The organism is Caldanaerobacter subterraneus, from assembly GCF_004345675.1.
GTDB lineage: Bacteria > Bacillota > Thermoanaerobacteria > Thermoanaerobacterales > Thermoanaerobacteraceae > Thermoanaerobacter > Thermoanaerobacter subterraneus.
The window spans coordinates 1-16,287 of sequence record NZ_SLWU01000024.1; the positions used below are offsets into that span (position 1 = coordinate 1).

Here is a 16,287-nt window from a genome sequence, read left to right on the forward strand (position 1 = left end):
TAACATCTTCCTTCTCCTCTCCTCTTTTGCTTCATAAAAAACAAGGAACCCTTCTCATAATAACGGGTTCCCGATATTTTGTCAACAGTCTGAGAGCTCATGAGAGCTCTCTCAACTTCTCCTCTACAATTTGTTTTACTCTTCTTACCGCCTCTTCCACCTTTACTTCTTCCACTTCTTCTCTTTCTCTTAATTTTATTTCAACAATTCCTTCTTTTACCTTTTTGCCTATAGTTACCCTTACAGGTATTCCTATCAAATCTGCGTCATTAAATTTAACGCCAGCTCTTACATCCCTGTCATCAATCAAAACCTCTAACTTCTCTTCAAGCAACTTATTGTATATCTTTTCTGCAATCTGTTTTTGCTCTTCATCTGATACATTCACAGGTACTACAATGACATGATAAGGCGCTACACTCATAGGCCATATTATGCCTTTTTCATCGTGGTGCTGTTCTATGATTGCAGCTACAGTTCTGTTAATTCCAATGCCGTAGCATCCCATTACAATTGGCTTTTCATTCCCTTCCTCATCTGTGTAAGTAGCTCCTAGGGCCTCGCTGTACTTTGTGCCTAGCTTAAAAATATGACCAACCTCAATTCCTCTAGCAATTTTAAGAGGAGCACCACACCTTGGGCACCTATCTCCTTCTACGACGCTTTTAATATCTGCTACGATATCGCCTTTAAAATCTCTGCCATAATTTACATTTTTTATGTGGTAATCTGTCTCGTTGGCTCCCACGATAAAGTTCCTCAACTGTGGTATTTCGCTGTCTACAACTAAAGTCACTTCTCCTTTCAATCCCAAGGGACCAGCAAAGCCCACCTTCGCCCCTGTGACTTCTTCCACTAAAGGTCCATCAGCCAATTCCAGTTCCTCTTCCCTTATGCCCAAAACATTCAAAAGCTTTGTCTCGTTTATATCCCTATCCCCTCTGACCAAAGCAGCTACAACTTTGCCTTTTGCTTTGTATATGAGAGTTTTTACAAATTTGCTAGGAGAAATTTTTAAGAAATCTACCAGTTCTTCTATAGTCTTCACATTGGGAGTATAAACTTTTTCAATCTCAAGCATCTCCTCATCCCGACTTTCTATTAAACACTCGGCCTTCTCCTCATTGGCAGCGTATCCACAGCTGTCGCAGTAAGCTATCACCGCTTCTCCAACACTGGATATCACCATGAATTCTTTTGAATCTCTTCCTCCCATGGCTCCAGGGTCGGCTTCCACCACCAGATATTTAAGGCCACACCTGTCAAATATTCTGCAGTACGCCCTGTACATTTTATTAAAAGATTCGTCTAGTCCTTCCCAATCAGCATCAAAGCTGTAAGCGTCCTTCATTATAAACTCTCTGCTCCTCATCACTCCAAAGCGCGGGCGCCTCTCGTCCCTAAATTTAGTTTGAATCTGGTAAAGTATGAGGGGAAGCTGTCTATATGATTTCACTTCATTTCTTACAAGGTCTGTAAAGACTTCTTCGTGAGTTGGCCCCAAACAAAAATCTCTCTCATTTCTGTCTTTAAGCTTAAACATTTCGGGTCCAAACACATCCCATCTTCCCGTTTCCTTAAAAAGCTCTGCAGGAATCAAAGCAGACATCAAGACTTCCTGACTTCCTTCCCTGTCCATTTCTTCTCTGACTATCTCTTCCACTTTCTTTAGCACTCTTTTTCCTAAAGGCAGATACACATATATTCCAGCTGCTAATTTCCTCATCAGTCCTGCTTTTAACATAAGGACATGGCTTGGAATTTCAGCATCAGCAGGAACTTCTCTTAAAGTCGGCATTAGTAACTGTGACAGTCTCACTCTCTTTACCCTCCTATGTACGAGATTTTTTAAGTAGATTGTATTTTACGGCAGGTTATATGTCAATACCTTTCCTCCAGTAATACTACAGCATAAGCCTTTATGCCTTCCTCTCTTCCTGTAAATCCCAATCCTTCCTCCGTCTTTGCTTTGACATTCACTCTTTCTTTGCTAACACCAAGCAATTCTGCAAGGCTTGTCCTTATTCTGTCTTTATAAGGAGAAAGCTTGGGCCTTTCGGTTACAACTATGCAATCCACGTTGTTCACAACATAGTGCTCACTCACCAATTCCAACACCCTTTTTAAAAGTATTTTACTGTCTACTTCCTTATAGGCCATATCTGTATCAGGAAAATGTTCTCCAATATCTCCCAAACCCGCAGCTCCCAAAATCGCATCAATTAAAGCGTGAATAAGAACATCTCCATCAGAATGCCCCTTTAACCCTTTTTCAAAGGGGATTTCTATCCCTCCGAGCATCAATTTTTTCCCTTCTTCAAACCTGTGGACATCATATCCTATCCCTACTCTCATTTTACCCATCCCTCATTTTAAAGTTTCCTTCCTCATCCACTTCTAAAGTAAATTCTGCCCCTCTTGACAGGCGAGAGGACTTAAATTTTTTCTCTACGGTTTTTTTATTAGTCTCAATATAAAATTCAGACATCCCAGGCTCCTTTATTGAAATTTTATAAACTCCTTCCGGCTCAAAGCACACATGCCAATTGTACTTTCCAAACACATCGTAAGTTTTTATTTTTTTGCTTCTATCAAGCACAACAATCTTCTTATCCGTTATAATGCTCAAGTATGAAATAGCCTTCTCCAAAAGAGATATGGAAGGTTTTTCTCTAATACCCAAAATCTCCCCCAAATAAGAGACAGAATCTTTCAAGATTCCTATGTGACTTGATTTCAGCACAATTTCCTCGCCGTTTATCCCCAAGGCGCTTTTTGTCAAAACTGTCCCATCCCCTTTGTCATCCCTTATAACCCCGACAGGCTTTCCATCTGGCCACACCACTTCGCTCTCAGACTTTTCCACCTGAATGAATTTATTAGTATAAACGCCTTCTCCAGCAAAAAGATAAACACTTCTCACCCTTTCATACAATATGTCCGCCTTCTCATTGAGGTCATTTAAAAAATCGTTAATCACCTTCATGTATTCGATATTTTTAAACAATATCTTCTCATACCTTACAGGATACATGAAAAGATAACTGCCGTACTCTTTAGAGGGCATCAAATCCTTTATTGATGGGATGTATTTTCTTATCACAGTTACCGCATCTTTTTCTCCTTTAATCTTAGAAAAAATCCACAAAAATCCTCTAAAGAGCATATTTACAAAATCCTCATCATCTGGAGGTACTGTTCCGCCTTCCCAACCATAATATGCATTGGCAGCGCCGAGATTAGGCGTACCCAAAAGTATCAGCTTATCCACGTCAAACTGGTACTTATCGCTTTGAAGGTAACTTCTTGCTAAAAGCCCACCCATGCTGTGACAGACGAGGTCTACTTTGCTGCTTCCTGTCTTTGCCTTTGCCTCCTCAATCGCCAGTATAAGCTTATCAACAGCATCAGGTATTTTTCTCCACCATTCATAGTAGCATACAAATAAGTTCTTATTTTCTACTAAGCCTATCTTTTGCAAATCTTCTATAAAAGGTGCATATATGTTAGCCGCTGGCCCAAAGCTCCATATCTTTCCTAAAGGCGTTGGAGTAAAAATAGATCCAAATATTCCGTGTAAAAAAACCACAGGATTATTCATAGATATCACCCTCATACAATTTAGTAGGTAACAGTCCTACTAAATTATATGAGGAAACTCAAAAAAGGTTATTTTCTCAAAAAAAGTTCTGCCACGACCAAATCTTCTGGAGTAGTTATTTTGATATTTTTATAATCCCCTTCCACTAGTTTAACTTTAAATCCCATCCTTTCCACCAAAACGCTGTCATCTGTACCCAAAAAGCCCTCTTCAAGAGCTTTCCTGTGAGCTTTCACTATCAATTCTTTTTCAAATACCTGGGGAGTTTGAATAGCCCACAGGTATCTCCTGTCAGGAGTATCTAAAATGAAATTATCTTCATCTGCCACTTTTATGGTGTCTTTCACAGGAACTCCAACAGCTGCAGCCTTGTAAAGATAAGCTGCTTTTATAGCTTCCATTATAATCTCTTTAGTCACCAAAGGCCTTGCTCCGTCGTGTATAGCGACAATTTCACAATCTTTATCTACCACAGAAATTCCGTTGTAAACAGAATACTGCCTTTCTTCACCCCCCTTTACAATTTTAAAAGGCTTATTCCAATAAAATTTCTCCAAGACGTTCTCCTGACAATACTCCGTCTCTTCTGGAGAAGTGACCACAATTATTTCTTTAATCCATTCAATTTCATCAAATGCCTTAATAGAGTAATAAAGCACTGGTTTACCTGCAATTGAAAGATAAACTTTATTCAAACTTTTATTCATTCTAGTGCTTCTTCCAGCGGCTACTATTACAGCGCTCACATTCATTTACTATCCCTCTTATAAAATATTCTACAAACCAATTATACCATTTTCTAAACAAAAAAACACAGGAAACCCTGTGTCAAATCGCTTTTTCCTGTTCTGCCTGCTTTGGCTTTGCAAATATCATTCTTCCTGCAGCAGTCTGCAAAACGCTTGTCACAAGCACCTCAATAGTGCTTCCAATAAATTTTTTCCCTCCGTCCACCACAATCATGGTTCCGTCATCTAGATAACCCACTCCCTGCCCTGCTTCTTTGCCATCTTTTATTATCTGCACCACCATTTCTTCTCCCGGCAGCACAATGGGTTTTACTGCATTGGAAAGCTCATTTATGTTGAGGACAGGTACTCTGTGAAATTCTGCCACTTTGTTTAAATTATAGTCATTTGTGATTATCTTGCCCTTCAGCATCTGAGCTAGTTTCAAAAGCTTTGTATCCACTTCTGTAGCATCTATATGCTTATCCACTATCTCCACTTTTATGTTAAGCTCATTCTGTATCCTATTTAGTACATCCAATCCCCTTCTTCCTCTGTTTCTTTTTAAAGTATCAGAAGAGTCAGCGATGTGCCTCAACTCTTCTAGTACAAAAGACGGTATGATGAGCGGCCCTTCAATGAACCCAGTCTTGCATATATCAAATATCCTCCCATCAATAATGACGCTAGTATCCAAAATTTTGGGTATTCCACCGTATTCATTTTTATTGCCCTTCTGAGACCCCAATTTTTTCATGAAAGAAAAAATATTCAAAAGCTCTTCTTTTTTCTTGAGAGAAATCCTTATCCCCAGGTAACCAAGAAATAAATTCAGCAGTATAGGAACTATTTTCCCAACTATGAAAATCGGATACAAGGGAGCACTCAGCAAATTCGCCACGATAAGGCCTATTATCAAGCCAAAAGCCCCTATCAAAATCTCGTCAATCGGCATATTCTGCAATTTCGCTTCCAGCCACTGCTCAAAGTCTCTTGCCCACTTTATGAAAACAGGTGACACTATATAAAATATAATTCCGACTATAAGAGTTCCTGCCCCATAAATTATCGTGGTAGTCAGGTAAGGCAATTTACTTGGTACAAAACTTTGAAATACGCTTAAACTCAATAGAAATTTTACCAATTCAAAGCCCAACGCTAATCCTAATATACCTATAACTCCTCTTGCAATTTTATAAAACACCATCTCACCTCCTATCCTATATTATTGGCTATTTTTTTAAATATTATAAGCAAATTGGAAGAAAATTTGCCAAAATTTTTACATGAATAATGAAGGGCTTACCTTCAGTATACTACTTATGTGGAGCAATTGTCAATTTATGTGTTAAGATACAAATGATTAAAATTGCAATTAATACTATGAAATGCCATTCTAAATATTGACATGCATCATCTTTGAGTCTATAATAAAATCAAGAAAACCTAAAAAGAACGGGAGTGGACCAAAATGAAAGACATTATTGTAGACGACCTCCAAAACACAGTAGATGAATATCTTTTGCGCCACAGAAGCATAATAGACATTCTCACTAAAATTCAAGAAAGCAGTGCCCGTATAAACAGAGCAGTAGCGAAGTCGGTGACCGAATGCGGTTGCATAAGAATAAATGCCAGTAAGCAGGAAACTCCTCCTGATGCCACTTTAGAGGATGCCCGCAAATATTTTAAAACCCATGTAGAAGGTCAGCTCTGTGAAAATTGCAAAGAAGTGCTGGAAGCTGAAATAGGCAATAACATCTTCTACATAATCGCTTTATGCAATGTATTAGGCCTTAATTTTTACGACATACTCCTTAAAAAGCACAAAGAGCTAAATACTCTAGGAATTTTTAACATGTTATAAGAAGCGCCTTTTAAGGCGCTTTTTTTACAACCCTCTTACAAATTCCATTACCTCTTTTATATCTTTGACCTTTATTACCTCAATCCCTTCTTCTTTGGCTTTCATATGAGGTATAAAAACCTTAGAAAACCCCATTTTTTTAGCTTCGTTGATTCTCTTGTCAATATTGCCAACACCCCTTACTTCTCCAGCTAAACCTACTTCTCCGACGAAACAAACATCCTCTGGCAAAGGGATGTTATAATATCCTGACAAAGAAGCAGCTATTACGCCCAAATCGGCTGCCGGCTCCTGAATTTTTATCCCCCCTGTCACATTTACATACGCATCAAAATTTGAAAAATTAAGCCCCAATCTTTTTTCCATTACCGCAAGAAGCAGAATAAACCTGTTGTAATCAAAACCTGTCGCCATTCTCCTCGGCATACCAAAAGATGTGTAGCTCAAAAGCGCCTGAACTTCCATCAAAATAGGGCGCGTCCCCTGGAGAGAAGACACAATCGCTGTACCGGCAACCCCTTTAGGCCTGCTCATCAGTATAAATTCAGAGGGATTGCGGATTTCCTCAAGCCCTTTATCTTGCATCTCAAAAACTCCTATTTCGTGAGTTGCTCCAAACCTATTTTTAACAGCCCTTAACACTCTAAAAGAATGGCTGGCATCGCCCTCCAAATAGAGAACCGTGTCCACCATGTGTTCAAGAACCTTGGGCCCTGCTATAGCTCCTTCCTTTGTGACATGCCCTATCAAAAAAACGCTTATATTTTTTTCTTTCGCAATAGCCATAAGCTTTTGAGAAGCGTATCTCACCTGAGAAATGCTGCCAGGTATTGTCTCACTTTCATCTGTGTACATGGTCTGAATAGAATCTACTATCACAAAATCCGGGCGTATCTCTTCAATTTTTTCCTCTATCACATCTATATTCGTCTCACACAAAAGGTATAAATCCTGCCTCTCTTTTAAAATTCTATCAGCCCTCAGCTTGATTTGCTGGGGGGATTCCTCACCAGATACATATAACACCGTAAACTTTTCTGAAACATTTCCAGCTACCTGAAGCAAAAGCGTTGACTTCCCTATCCCTGGGTCTCCTCCTATGAGCACCAAGGAACCTCTTACAATGCCGCCCCCTAGTACTCTGTCAAATTCTTCAATACCTGTCTTTATCCTCTCTTCTTCAGAAGATACAACCTCTCTTAACAAGTATAAGTTTTTGCTATTCCTGCTTTTAACCTTTTTTTCTTTGAAATCCCCTACTATCTCTTCATCAAAAGAATTCCAGCTGTCGCAATTAGGGCATCTGCCCAGCCATTTACTGCTCTCAAATCCGCATTCTCTGCATACAAATTTTGTGGTCGACTTCTTCATCTCTCCACCATCTTTCAAAAATGCTTTGCTTGTCTAAATTATACCACTTAAACTTCTCCCTTTAAAGTGAAATAAAGAAATAACCCGTTCAATATCATCACAAAAGAGGCCACTAACACTCCCATAATCCTCTCCAAAGGCGTATCAGCAAATTCCTTCATAAATTTTTTATTAGAGGTAATAAGAAGGAGAGGGATGATAGCCATAGGCAGTTCAAAACTTAATACCACCTGACTCACTATCAAACTTTTCAACGGATCAATTCCCAGAGCAATTATTGTAATAGCTGGAACCATTGCGACAAGCCTTCTTACATTAAGCGGAATATTAAGACCTACAAATCCCTTCATTATCGTCTGTCCTGCCATAGTCCCTACTGCAGAGGAAGAAAAACCTGACGCCAAAAGAGCAATTCCAAAAGCCCAGCTTGAGAAGGTGCTTTTATTTGTCCTTGTGCAAAAAAATAAAAAAGGCCTAGCCAGTCGGCTAAGCCTTTTGAACCACATCCTTTTTGACAAACTTTATCTTTCCATCTTCAGCTGTGACGATGAGCTCATCACCTGGTTTGACTTCTCCCTGAAGCATCAATTCAGACAGCTGATTTTCTACAATCCTCTGTATAACCCGTCTCAAAGGTCTTGCGCCGTAGTTGGGGTCGTAACCTTGTTTGATGATTTCTTCTTTAGCTTCCGGAGTAAACTCTAGCTTAATGTTGTTTTCCTCTAACCTCTTATTCAATTCCTTTATCATTATGTCGGCAATCTTCTCAATGTGCTCTTTAGAAAGCGGATGGAAGACAATTATTTCGTCTACCCTGTTTAAAAACTCTGGTCTGAAGGTTTTTCTAAGCTCTGCCATCAATGTCTCTTTGATCTTCTCAAAAGAAGCCTTGTCCTCTTTTTCCTGTGGCATAAATCCAAGTGTAGTCTGCTTCTTCAATAGTTCTGCACCGACATTTGATGTCATGATTATAACTGTGTTTTTGAAATCTACAGTCCTTCCCTTAGAGTCAGTCAACCTTCCGTCTTCAAGTATCTGGAGGAGAATGTTGAAAACATCTGGATGCGCTTTTTCAATCTCGTCCAAGAGTATCACTGAATAAGGTCTCCTTCTTACTTTTTCTGTAAGCTGTCCTCCTTCTTCAAAGCCCACATAACCTGGAGGAGAGCCTATGAGTTTTGAAACTGTATGCCTTTCCATGTATTCTGACATATCTAATCTTATCATGGCATTTTCATCGCCAAACAGAGCTTCTGCTAAAGCCTTACTGAGCTCCGTCTTACCAACACCTGTAGGTCCTAAGAATATGAAGGACCCTATCGGCCTTTTTGGATCTTTTAACCCTACTCTTGCCCTTCTTATAGCCTTTGCCACTGCCTCTACTGCTTCGTCCTGTCCGATTACTCTTTCATGCAGTATTTCTTCCAAGTGTAAGAGTCTCTCTGACTCCTCTTCTGCTAGCTTCTTCACAGGTATTCCAGTCCACATGGATACGACTTGGGCTATTTCTTCTGGACCAACGCTCTTTTCTTCAGAGAGAGAATTCTGCTGCCATTTAGCTTTTAATTCCTCCAGCTGTTCTCTCAATTTCTGTTCTTCGTCCCTTATTTTAGCAGCTTTTTCATATTCCTGAGTCCTTATAGCTTCTTCTTTTTCCTTTATGAGGTCGTTAATCTTGTCCTCCAATTCTTTTATCTCAAGAGGAGCAGTGACGGTTTTTAATCTCACTCGAGAGGCAGCTTCATCTATCAAATCAATCGCCTTATCTGGAAGGAACCTGTCTGTGATGTACCTGTGAGAAAGCTTTGCTGCTGCTTCCAATGCCTCATCAGTAATTTTAACTCTGTGGTGAGCTTCATATTTGTCTCTTAGCCCTTTTAGTATTTCAATCGTCTCTTCTACAGTAGGCTCTTCTACCATTATGGGTTGGAATCTTCTTTCTAAAGCCGGGTCTCTTTCCACATATTTTCTGTATTCATCCAATGTGGTAGCACCAATTACCTGAATTTCTCCTCTTGCCAGAGCAGGCTTTAAGATGTTGGAAGCATCTATTGCACCTTCAGCAGCTCCAGCACCTATTAATGTGTGCATCTCATCTACAAAAAGTATAACATTTCCTGCCTTTATTACCTCATTTATTACAGTTTTTAATCTATCTTCAAATTCTCCTCTGTATTTAGTTCCAGCAACCAGTGAAGCTAAATCTAGGGTAACCACTCTTTTATCCTTTAATATCTCAGGAACTTCACCCTCGACAATTTTTTGAGCCAGTCCTTCTACGATGGCAGTTTTACCAACTCCCGGCTCTCCTATGAGCACAGGATTGTTTTTTGTCCTCCTGCTCAAAATCTGTATTACCCTTTCAATTTCCTTCTCTCTTCCTATCACAGGGTCAAGTTTTCCGTCTCTTGCAAGGTCAGTCAAGTCTCTTCCAAACTGATTGAGAGTAGGAGTATTGGTGTTTTTAGCTTTTGAAACTTTAGAAGGCCCAGCTGCTGGTTCCTCGCTTAGCATTTTTACAATCTCTTCTCTCACTCTGTTAAAATCTATTCCCTGCTCCATTAAAATCCTTACGGCAACTCCTTCTCCTTCTCTTAAAAGCCCAAGCAAAATGTGCTCTGTGCCCACATAGCTTGTGTTAAATCTCCTGGCTTCACTCAAGCTAAGTTCCAGAACCCTTTTAGCTCTCGGCGTATAGCCTACTACATCTCCAGGAATGTTCCCCATTCCAATTAAAGAAAGGACTTTTTCTCTTGTAGCCTCATAAGTCACTCCCAATTTTTTTAAAACTCTTGCTGCAATCCCTTCGTCCTCTTTAAGTAAACCTAATAGGATGTGCTCTGTTCCAACATAGTTATGGTAAAAAGACCTTGCTTCCTCTTGAGCTAGATAAAGAGCCTTTTGAGCCCTTTCTGTAAACCTGCCAAACATGGCCATATTAACACCTCCCGAAATTATTCTTTTTTATTTAACTGAGTGGACACATATTCAGCTCTTTTCACATCCCTCTCATAAGGGTTAAGTTGCATGCCGTAAATCTTCTGGAGATTAGCAGGCTGTATTTGAGTGGTGAGTCTGTCGAGTTTATCAAGGTCCACACTTAATATTCCCAAAACAATCCCAAGCCTTACGTCAGACATCAAAGTCATGTACTCTTTGGTGGACATCACTTTGGCATGAGACAAGATACCAAATGCTCTTCCTACTCTGTCCTCTATCTGAACTCTTTGTTTTTTGTAAAGTTCCTCCCTTGCTCTTCTTTCGCTTGAAATTATCTGTTTAGCAACTCCTTCGATATTTTCTATTATCTCTTTTTCACTCTGCCCCAAAGTTACCTGATTGGAAATCTGGTATATATCTCCTAAAGCTTGAGTGCCTTCTCCGTATATACCCCTTACTGCCATCCCTATTTTAGAAACAGAATTTAGAATATTGCTTATCTGCCCGGTTATTGTTAAAGCTGGAAGATGTACCATAACTGAAGCTCTTATCCCTGTGCCGACATTTGTAGGGCATGAAGTTAAGTATCCTATCTTTTCGTCGTAAGCATAGTCAATCGTCTCTTCAATTAAATCATCAATTTTGTCAGCCATATCCCAGCTCTCATCAAGCTTCAAACCCGGCAGAATGCATTGTATCCTCAAATGGTCTTCTTCATTTACCATGATGCTCACAGTATTATCGTCTTTTATAAGAGCATATCCGGTTTTTATATTTTGAGAAAGGTCAGGGCTTATAAGGTGTTTTTCAACCAATGCCTGCCTGTCTAAAGGAGTCAACTTTTTCATCTCATACTCCGTAAATTGGGTGGATAGGATAGTATTGCTGCCTAGAATTGCCTTCCTGGCGAGCTCAATGACTTTTTTGCCCTGTTCTTCAGTCATGACAGTTGGAAAAGGAATATCTTTTACATTGCGGGCCAACCTAATTCGACTGGATAACACTACGTCTTTATCATATTGTAGCATGTTCTCACCTACTTTCCTAGTTCTTTTTCCAGTTCTCTTATTTTATCTCTGAGCTCTGCCGCTTTTTCATAAGCTTCTTCTTTTATGGCTTTTTCAAGCTGCTGCCTTAATTCCTCAATCTGCCTCTTTACTCTCATCTTACCGCCGGCTTTTTTAGGAATTTTCCCTCTGTGTTCAGTGCTACCGTGTATTCTGCGTATAAGAGGATTTAATTCTTCTGCAAAAGCTGTGTAACAATCGCTGCATCCGAGTCTCCCAATCTTTTTAAAATCCTCGTAAGTCATTCCGCAGTAGTTACACTTCAAAGGCTTTTTCGTAAAATCCTCTATTCCGGGCAGAAAATCCATCAACCCGGAGAGGAGGTTTTGCACTGAAAACGGAGTAAAGCTGGAGAAGACTTCTGTATTCAAAATTCCCTCTTCAGCAGCACATTGGTCACAAAGATGCATTTCTGTCTTTACGCCATTTACTATCTTAGTATAGTGAACAGTAGCAGGCCTTATCTTGCATTTATCGCACATCATAAGAATCCCTCCTTTACTTGTGGCGGGCAACTTCCATTAAAAAGGCCTTTAAAAGTATTGCCCTTAAGGCGTTCTTCTCTTCCTGCGAAAAAGGAAGAATTTTATCATTCATTACAGCTTTCATTAAACTAGCCTCTCTGGCCGTTATGAAATTGTGGTCCAGCAGTGCATCAATATAATACTTGGCTTTGCTCTCAGAAATGCTATCTCCTACATTTTCTATAACCTGATTTATCCAGTTATTTGAAACAGAAGCTTTGTAGATTTTGATGTATCCGCCGCCACCTCTTTTGCTCTCTATGATGTAGCCTTTGTCTATAGTAAAGCGCGTTTCCAGTACATAATTTATTTGAGATGGCGCACAATTGAACACATTTGCCAATTCATTCCTCTGAATTTCCACATAATGCTTCCCTGCTTCCTCCATCAACTCTTTAATGAAATTTTCAATCAAGTCACTAAGCCTCGCCATCCCCATCACCACATTTCCTGCGTATTTTACTTTGACTTTCTTTGACTTTCACTTATATTTTTTCACTTTTCCTCTCCCCCGTCAATTTCTTTTTTGGCTTAAAACAAGCCATTTTTGCTAGTATTTTCATCGAATAATAAAAATATCTCTTTCATTCTAAAATTTTCTTCAATTTTCATTCATTTTCATAGTTTTCTTCCCTTTCATCCAAGGTTTCCTGCACCTCTTCCTGGTTTAGGAGGTTAGAAAAATTGCTTTTATTCTTAAATGCCTTTTTATTCGAAACTTCATAGACTTCTTCTTCAAAAAAACCTGAGCGAAGGGATTTGTAAAGTTTGCCTTTAAAAAATTTTTGACCTTTCTTCATACCACAACACCTCTAATCAAATTTAGTAATTCTAGAAACACCTGTATTAATTGCTTCTTTTGCAACAGCATAAGCCACATTCTCAGCTACCCTTTTATCAAAAGGCTTCGGTAGTATGTATTCACTCGAAAGTTCCTCTTCTGAGATAGTATTAGCTATAGCATACGCTGCTGCAAGTTTCATCCTTTCGTTTATAGTAGTCGCCCTTACCCTCAAAGCACCTTTAAAAACTCCTGGAAAAGCCAGCACATTATTGACCTGGTTAGGAAAGTCAGACCTGCCCGTCCCCACCACATAAGCTCCCGCTTCTTTTGCCTCTTCAGGGTGTATTTCGGGAACTGGATTAGCCAGTGCAAAGACAATAGGTTTTTTAGCCATCTTTTTTACCATTTCCTTTGTCAAGAGATTAGGTCCTGATACTCCTATGAAAACATCAGCACCTTCTAAAGCCTCCTTCAATGTCCCTTTAATTTTCTTTTTATTGGTAATTCTAGCAATCTCTTGTTTTGAAGAATCCAGGTCTTTTCTTCCTTCATATATGATGCCACTTCTGTCGCAAACTATTACATCTTTTACCCCAGCATTAACTAAAAATTTAGAAATAGCAACACCTGCCGCTCCAGCTCCATTCACTACCGCAACAATTTCATAAAGAGACTTTTTTACAATTTTTAAGGCATTTACTAAAGCTGCGAAAGTCACTATAGCTGTCCCATGTTGATCGTCGTGAAATACAGGTATATCCAGCATTTCATCGAGTCTTTTCTCTATTTCAAAACAACGAGGAGCAGAAATATCCTCAAGGTTAATTCCTCCAAAAGTAGGAGCGATATTTAGCACTGTTCTTATGATTTCATCTACATCTTGTGTCGCAAGGCATATTGGAATAGCATCAATACCGCCAAATTCCTTAAACAAAACTGCTTTCCCTTCCATGACAGGGAGCGCCGCGTAAGGTCCAATATTGCCGAGCCCTAGCACCGCAGAACCATCTGTAACTACTGCTACCATGTGTCCTTTCACAGTATATTCATAGACCAGGTCTTTATCCTTTTCAATTTCTTTACACGGCTCTGCTACATAAGGAGTATAAGCTAAAGAAAGGTCTTCCTCATTTTTTACAGGTACTTTACTTACAACTTCTATTTTCCCTTTATTTTCTCTATGAAGTTTTAATGCTTCTTTTTTAAGATCCATAAAATCCTCCTTAATAAAAAGGGTTTTCTTATATTATACCTTATTTTCCCTCAAGAAAAAAGAAGCCTGCTTAAGCAGGCTTAGTCTTCTTCTTTTTCTTTTAATTTTTTCCTTTCCTCTATTATTTTCTGAGCAACGTTAGGCGGAGCCTCTTCATAGCGCGCAAAACTCATTCTAAAATCTCCTCTTGCTTGTGTCAAAGACCGCAAATCCGTCGCATACCTATTCATTTCTGCCAAAGGCACTTCTGCTGTAATTATCTCCATTCCTCCATGGGCTTCCATTCCAAGTATTCTTCCCCTTCTCTTGTTCAGGTCCCCTATGATGTCTCCCATATATTCTTCAGGCACTATCACCTCGACTCTCATGATGGGCTCTAAAAGCACTGGATTTGCTTGTTCCATACCTTTTTTAAACGCAATGGAGGCTGCAATCTTAAAAGCCAACTCTGAAGAGTCTACTGGATGATAAGACCCATCCACCAGTGTAGCTTTAATATTCACAACAGGGTATCTAGCCAGCACTCCTTCTCTCATGCTCTCCCTCAAACCCTTTTCTACCGCTGGGATGTACTGCTTGGGAACCGCTCCGCCAAAAATCTTGTCCTCAAATTCAAATTCGCTGTTGGGATTAGGCTCAAACTCTATCCACACATGGCCGTACTGACCGTGTCCACCTGTCTGTTTCTTGTGCTTTCCTTCAACTTTGACTTTCCCTTTAATAGTCTCCCTATATGGAACAATGGGGTCAGAAAGAGTGCATTCTACACCGAACTTGCTCATGAGCTTTTTGGAAATCACTTCAATGTGCTGTTCACCCATGCCATAAACTATCACTTGCCCTGTCTCCAGATTTTTCTCTACTTTAAAAGTGGGGTCCTCCTCCTGTAATCTCTGAAGCCCATTGCTTATTTTCTCTTCATCTCCCTTAGACTTCGGTTCAATTGCTAAAGCCAGATTAGGGACGGGAAATTCGATGGAAGGGAGAACCATAGGATTAGATGGGTCGCACAAAGTATCTCCTGTGAGAGTGACCTGTAGCTTTGAGACTGCTCCTATATCTCCAGCAACTATTTGAGAAGCAGGTATTTGCTTTTTACCTCTTAAAAAGAATATCTGTGAAATTTTTTCTTGAGCTTTTTTATTAGAATTAAAAAGGACTGTATCTGGCTTCAAAACCCCAGAAATCACTTTAAATATTGAAAGCCTGCCCACATAAGGGTCTGCTATTGTTTTGAAAACTACTAAAGAGAGAGGGCCATCCTCTTTAACTTTCTCCCCTTCTCTTTCTATCTCCAAAGGCGATGGCAGAAACTCCACTATTGCATTGAGCAAATTATCTACACCTATGTTCTTAAGGCTAAAACCGCAGAGTACAGGCATCAAATCTCCCATTTTAATACCAGCTTTAATCCCTTCTTTTATTTCTTCCAAAGTGAATTCTTCGCCGTTAAAATACTTTTCCATCAAAGTTTCATCGTTTTCAGCAACGCTTTCAATTAATTCTTCTCTGGCAGACAGCACTTTATCCATTAAGTCAGCAGGTATTTCCGCCTCTTTTACCCCTTTCTCGTCGTAAACGTATGCCTTCTGAGTAATAACGTCAACATATCCTGTAAAGCTTTGCTCTTTCCCTATAGGAAACGCTAGAGGAATTACTTTGTTCCCAAATTTCTCTCTCAACTGGTCTAGAGTCTTGAAAAAATCCGCATTTTCTCTATCCATCTTGTTTACAAAAAACATGATAGGCAATTTGCTCTTTTTGGCCAGGTCAAAAACTTTTTCTGTTCCAACTTCTACTCCTGATGCAGCGCACACAGGTATCACTACGCTGTCTGAAACCCTCAAACCGCTCATCACTTCCCCGTAGAAGTCAAAATATCCCGGCATGTCTAATATATTAATTTTACAGTCTTTCCACTCAATGGGAATTACAGAAGTAGAAATAGAAATTTGCCTTGCAATCTCCTCCGGGTCGTAATCGGAAACCGTTGTGCCATTCTCTACTCTTCCCATTCTATCGATGGCCTTTGTGGTAAAAAGAAGTGCTTCTGCCAGTGTAGTTTTTCCAGCTCCCCCATGGGAAACTAATCCTACATTCCTTATTTGGCTAGTTTTGTAATCCTTCATAATTATCCCCCTGTTCTTTAGCAAATAGTCTTTAATATTTATTATTCTATACATTTTGAGATT

Annotated in this window: 14 protein-coding genes and 1 pseudogene; 1 reads left to right on the forward strand and 14 read right to left on the reverse strand. The window is 39.5% G+C overall.

Going from position 1 to position 16,287, the window contains the following annotated elements; all coding sequences use genetic code 11:
* Positions 1–97: 97 nt before the first annotated feature.
* The 5 genes from EV203_RS10285 to EV203_RS10305 all read right to left on the reverse strand — a co-directional run bounded on the left by EV203_RS10285 (position 98) and on the right by EV203_RS10305 (position 5,533).
* Positions 98–1,819, reverse strand: a complete 1,722-nt coding sequence (locus EV203_RS10285) for a proline--tRNA ligase (RefSeq protein WP_022588756.1) — start codon at positions 1,817–1,819, stop codon at positions 98–100.
* Between the two features lie 62 nt (positions 1,820–1,881).
* Entirely contained in the window at positions 1,882–2,364 is a 483-nt protein-coding gene (ispF, locus tag EV203_RS10290) for a 2-C-methyl-D-erythritol 2,4-cyclodiphosphate synthase (RefSeq protein ID WP_022588757.1), read from the reverse strand.
* Positions 2,357–3,601, reverse strand: a complete 1,245-nt coding sequence (locus EV203_RS10295) for an esterase/lipase family protein (RefSeq protein WP_011026365.1) — start codon at positions 3,599–3,601, stop codon at positions 2,357–2,359. Before EV203_RS10295 ends, ispF begins: the two co-directional genes overlap by 8 nt.
* Positions 3,602–3,669: 68 nt before the next feature.
* Positions 3,670–4,353 (reverse strand): 2-C-methyl-D-erythritol 4-phosphate cytidylyltransferase, encoded by a 684-nt coding sequence (gene ispD / locus EV203_RS10300; protein ID WP_011026366.1) that lies wholly within the window; start codon positions 4,351–4,353, stop codon positions 3,670–3,672.
* Positions 4,354–4,429: 76 nt separating this feature from the next.
* Complete coding sequence (locus EV203_RS10305; RefSeq protein ID WP_041587212.1) at positions 4,430–5,533, reverse strand: PIN/TRAM domain-containing protein; 1,104 nt, start codon at positions 5,531–5,533, stop codon at positions 4,430–4,432.
* A 267-nt stretch (positions 5,534–5,800) separates the two neighbouring features.
* On the opposite strand from EV203_RS10305, the gene EV203_RS10310 reads away from it, so the two are divergent.
* The gene (locus tag EV203_RS10310; RefSeq protein WP_011026368.1) at positions 5,801–6,196 is read left to right on the forward strand and encodes a nucleoside triphosphate pyrophosphohydrolase family protein; all 396 of its coding nucleotides are present in this window, start codon (positions 5,801–5,803) and stop codon (positions 6,194–6,196) included.
* A 24-nt stretch (positions 6,197–6,220) separates the two neighbouring features.
* Here the strand turns inward: EV203_RS10310 and radA are convergent, their stop codons facing one another.
* The 9 genes and pseudogenes from radA to fusA all read right to left on the reverse strand — a co-directional run bounded on the left by radA (position 6,221) and on the right by fusA (position 16,224).
* Positions 6,221–7,567, reverse strand: coding sequence for a DNA repair protein RadA (radA, locus tag EV203_RS10315; RefSeq protein ID WP_132040458.1), 1,347 nt, complete (start codon positions 7,565–7,567; stop codon positions 6,221–6,223).
* A gap of 47 nt (positions 7,568–7,614) precedes the next feature.
* Positions 7,615–8,001 (reverse strand): annotated as a pseudogene (locus EV203_RS10320) (Nramp family divalent metal transporter); the annotation flags it as partial.
* Between the two features lie 52 nt (positions 8,002–8,053).
* Positions 8,054–10,504: an ATP-dependent Clp protease ATP-binding subunit gene (locus EV203_RS10325; protein ID WP_132040460.1), complete on the reverse strand. Its 2,451-nt coding sequence runs from the start codon at positions 10,502–10,504 to the stop codon at positions 8,054–8,056.
* 17 nt (positions 10,505–10,521) lie between these two features.
* The gene (locus EV203_RS10330) at positions 10,522–11,535 is read right to left on the reverse strand and encodes a protein arginine kinase (RefSeq protein ID WP_011026371.1); all 1,014 of its coding nucleotides are present in this window, start codon (positions 11,533–11,535) and stop codon (positions 10,522–10,524) included.
* A gap of 8 nt (positions 11,536–11,543) precedes the next feature.
* Positions 11,544–12,059 carry a protein-arginine kinase activator protein McsA gene (mcsA, locus tag EV203_RS10335; RefSeq protein WP_132040462.1) on the reverse strand — a complete coding sequence of 172 codons (516 nt, stop codon included), beginning with the start codon at positions 12,057–12,059 and terminating at the stop codon, positions 11,544–11,546.
* 13 nt (positions 12,060–12,072) lie between these two features.
* Positions 12,073–12,537, reverse strand: a complete 465-nt coding sequence (locus tag EV203_RS10340; RefSeq protein WP_011026373.1) for a CtsR family transcriptional regulator — start codon at positions 12,535–12,537, stop codon at positions 12,073–12,075.
* A gap of 169 nt (positions 12,538–12,706) precedes the next feature.
* On the reverse strand, positions 12,707–12,898 hold the full coding sequence (locus EV203_RS10345; RefSeq protein ID WP_011026374.1) for a hypothetical protein: 192 nt from the start codon (positions 12,896–12,898) through the stop codon (positions 12,707–12,709).
* 12 nt (positions 12,899–12,910) lie between these two features.
* Complete coding sequence (locus EV203_RS10350) at positions 12,911–14,095, reverse strand: NAD(P)-dependent malic enzyme (RefSeq protein ID WP_132040464.1); 1,185 nt, start codon at positions 14,093–14,095, stop codon at positions 12,911–12,913.
* A gap of 80 nt (positions 14,096–14,175) precedes the next feature.
* Complete coding sequence (fusA, locus tag EV203_RS10355) at positions 14,176–16,224, reverse strand: elongation factor G (protein ID WP_132040466.1); 2,049 nt, start codon at positions 16,222–16,224, stop codon at positions 14,176–14,178.
* Between the last annotated feature and the right edge of the window lie 63 nt (positions 16,225–16,287).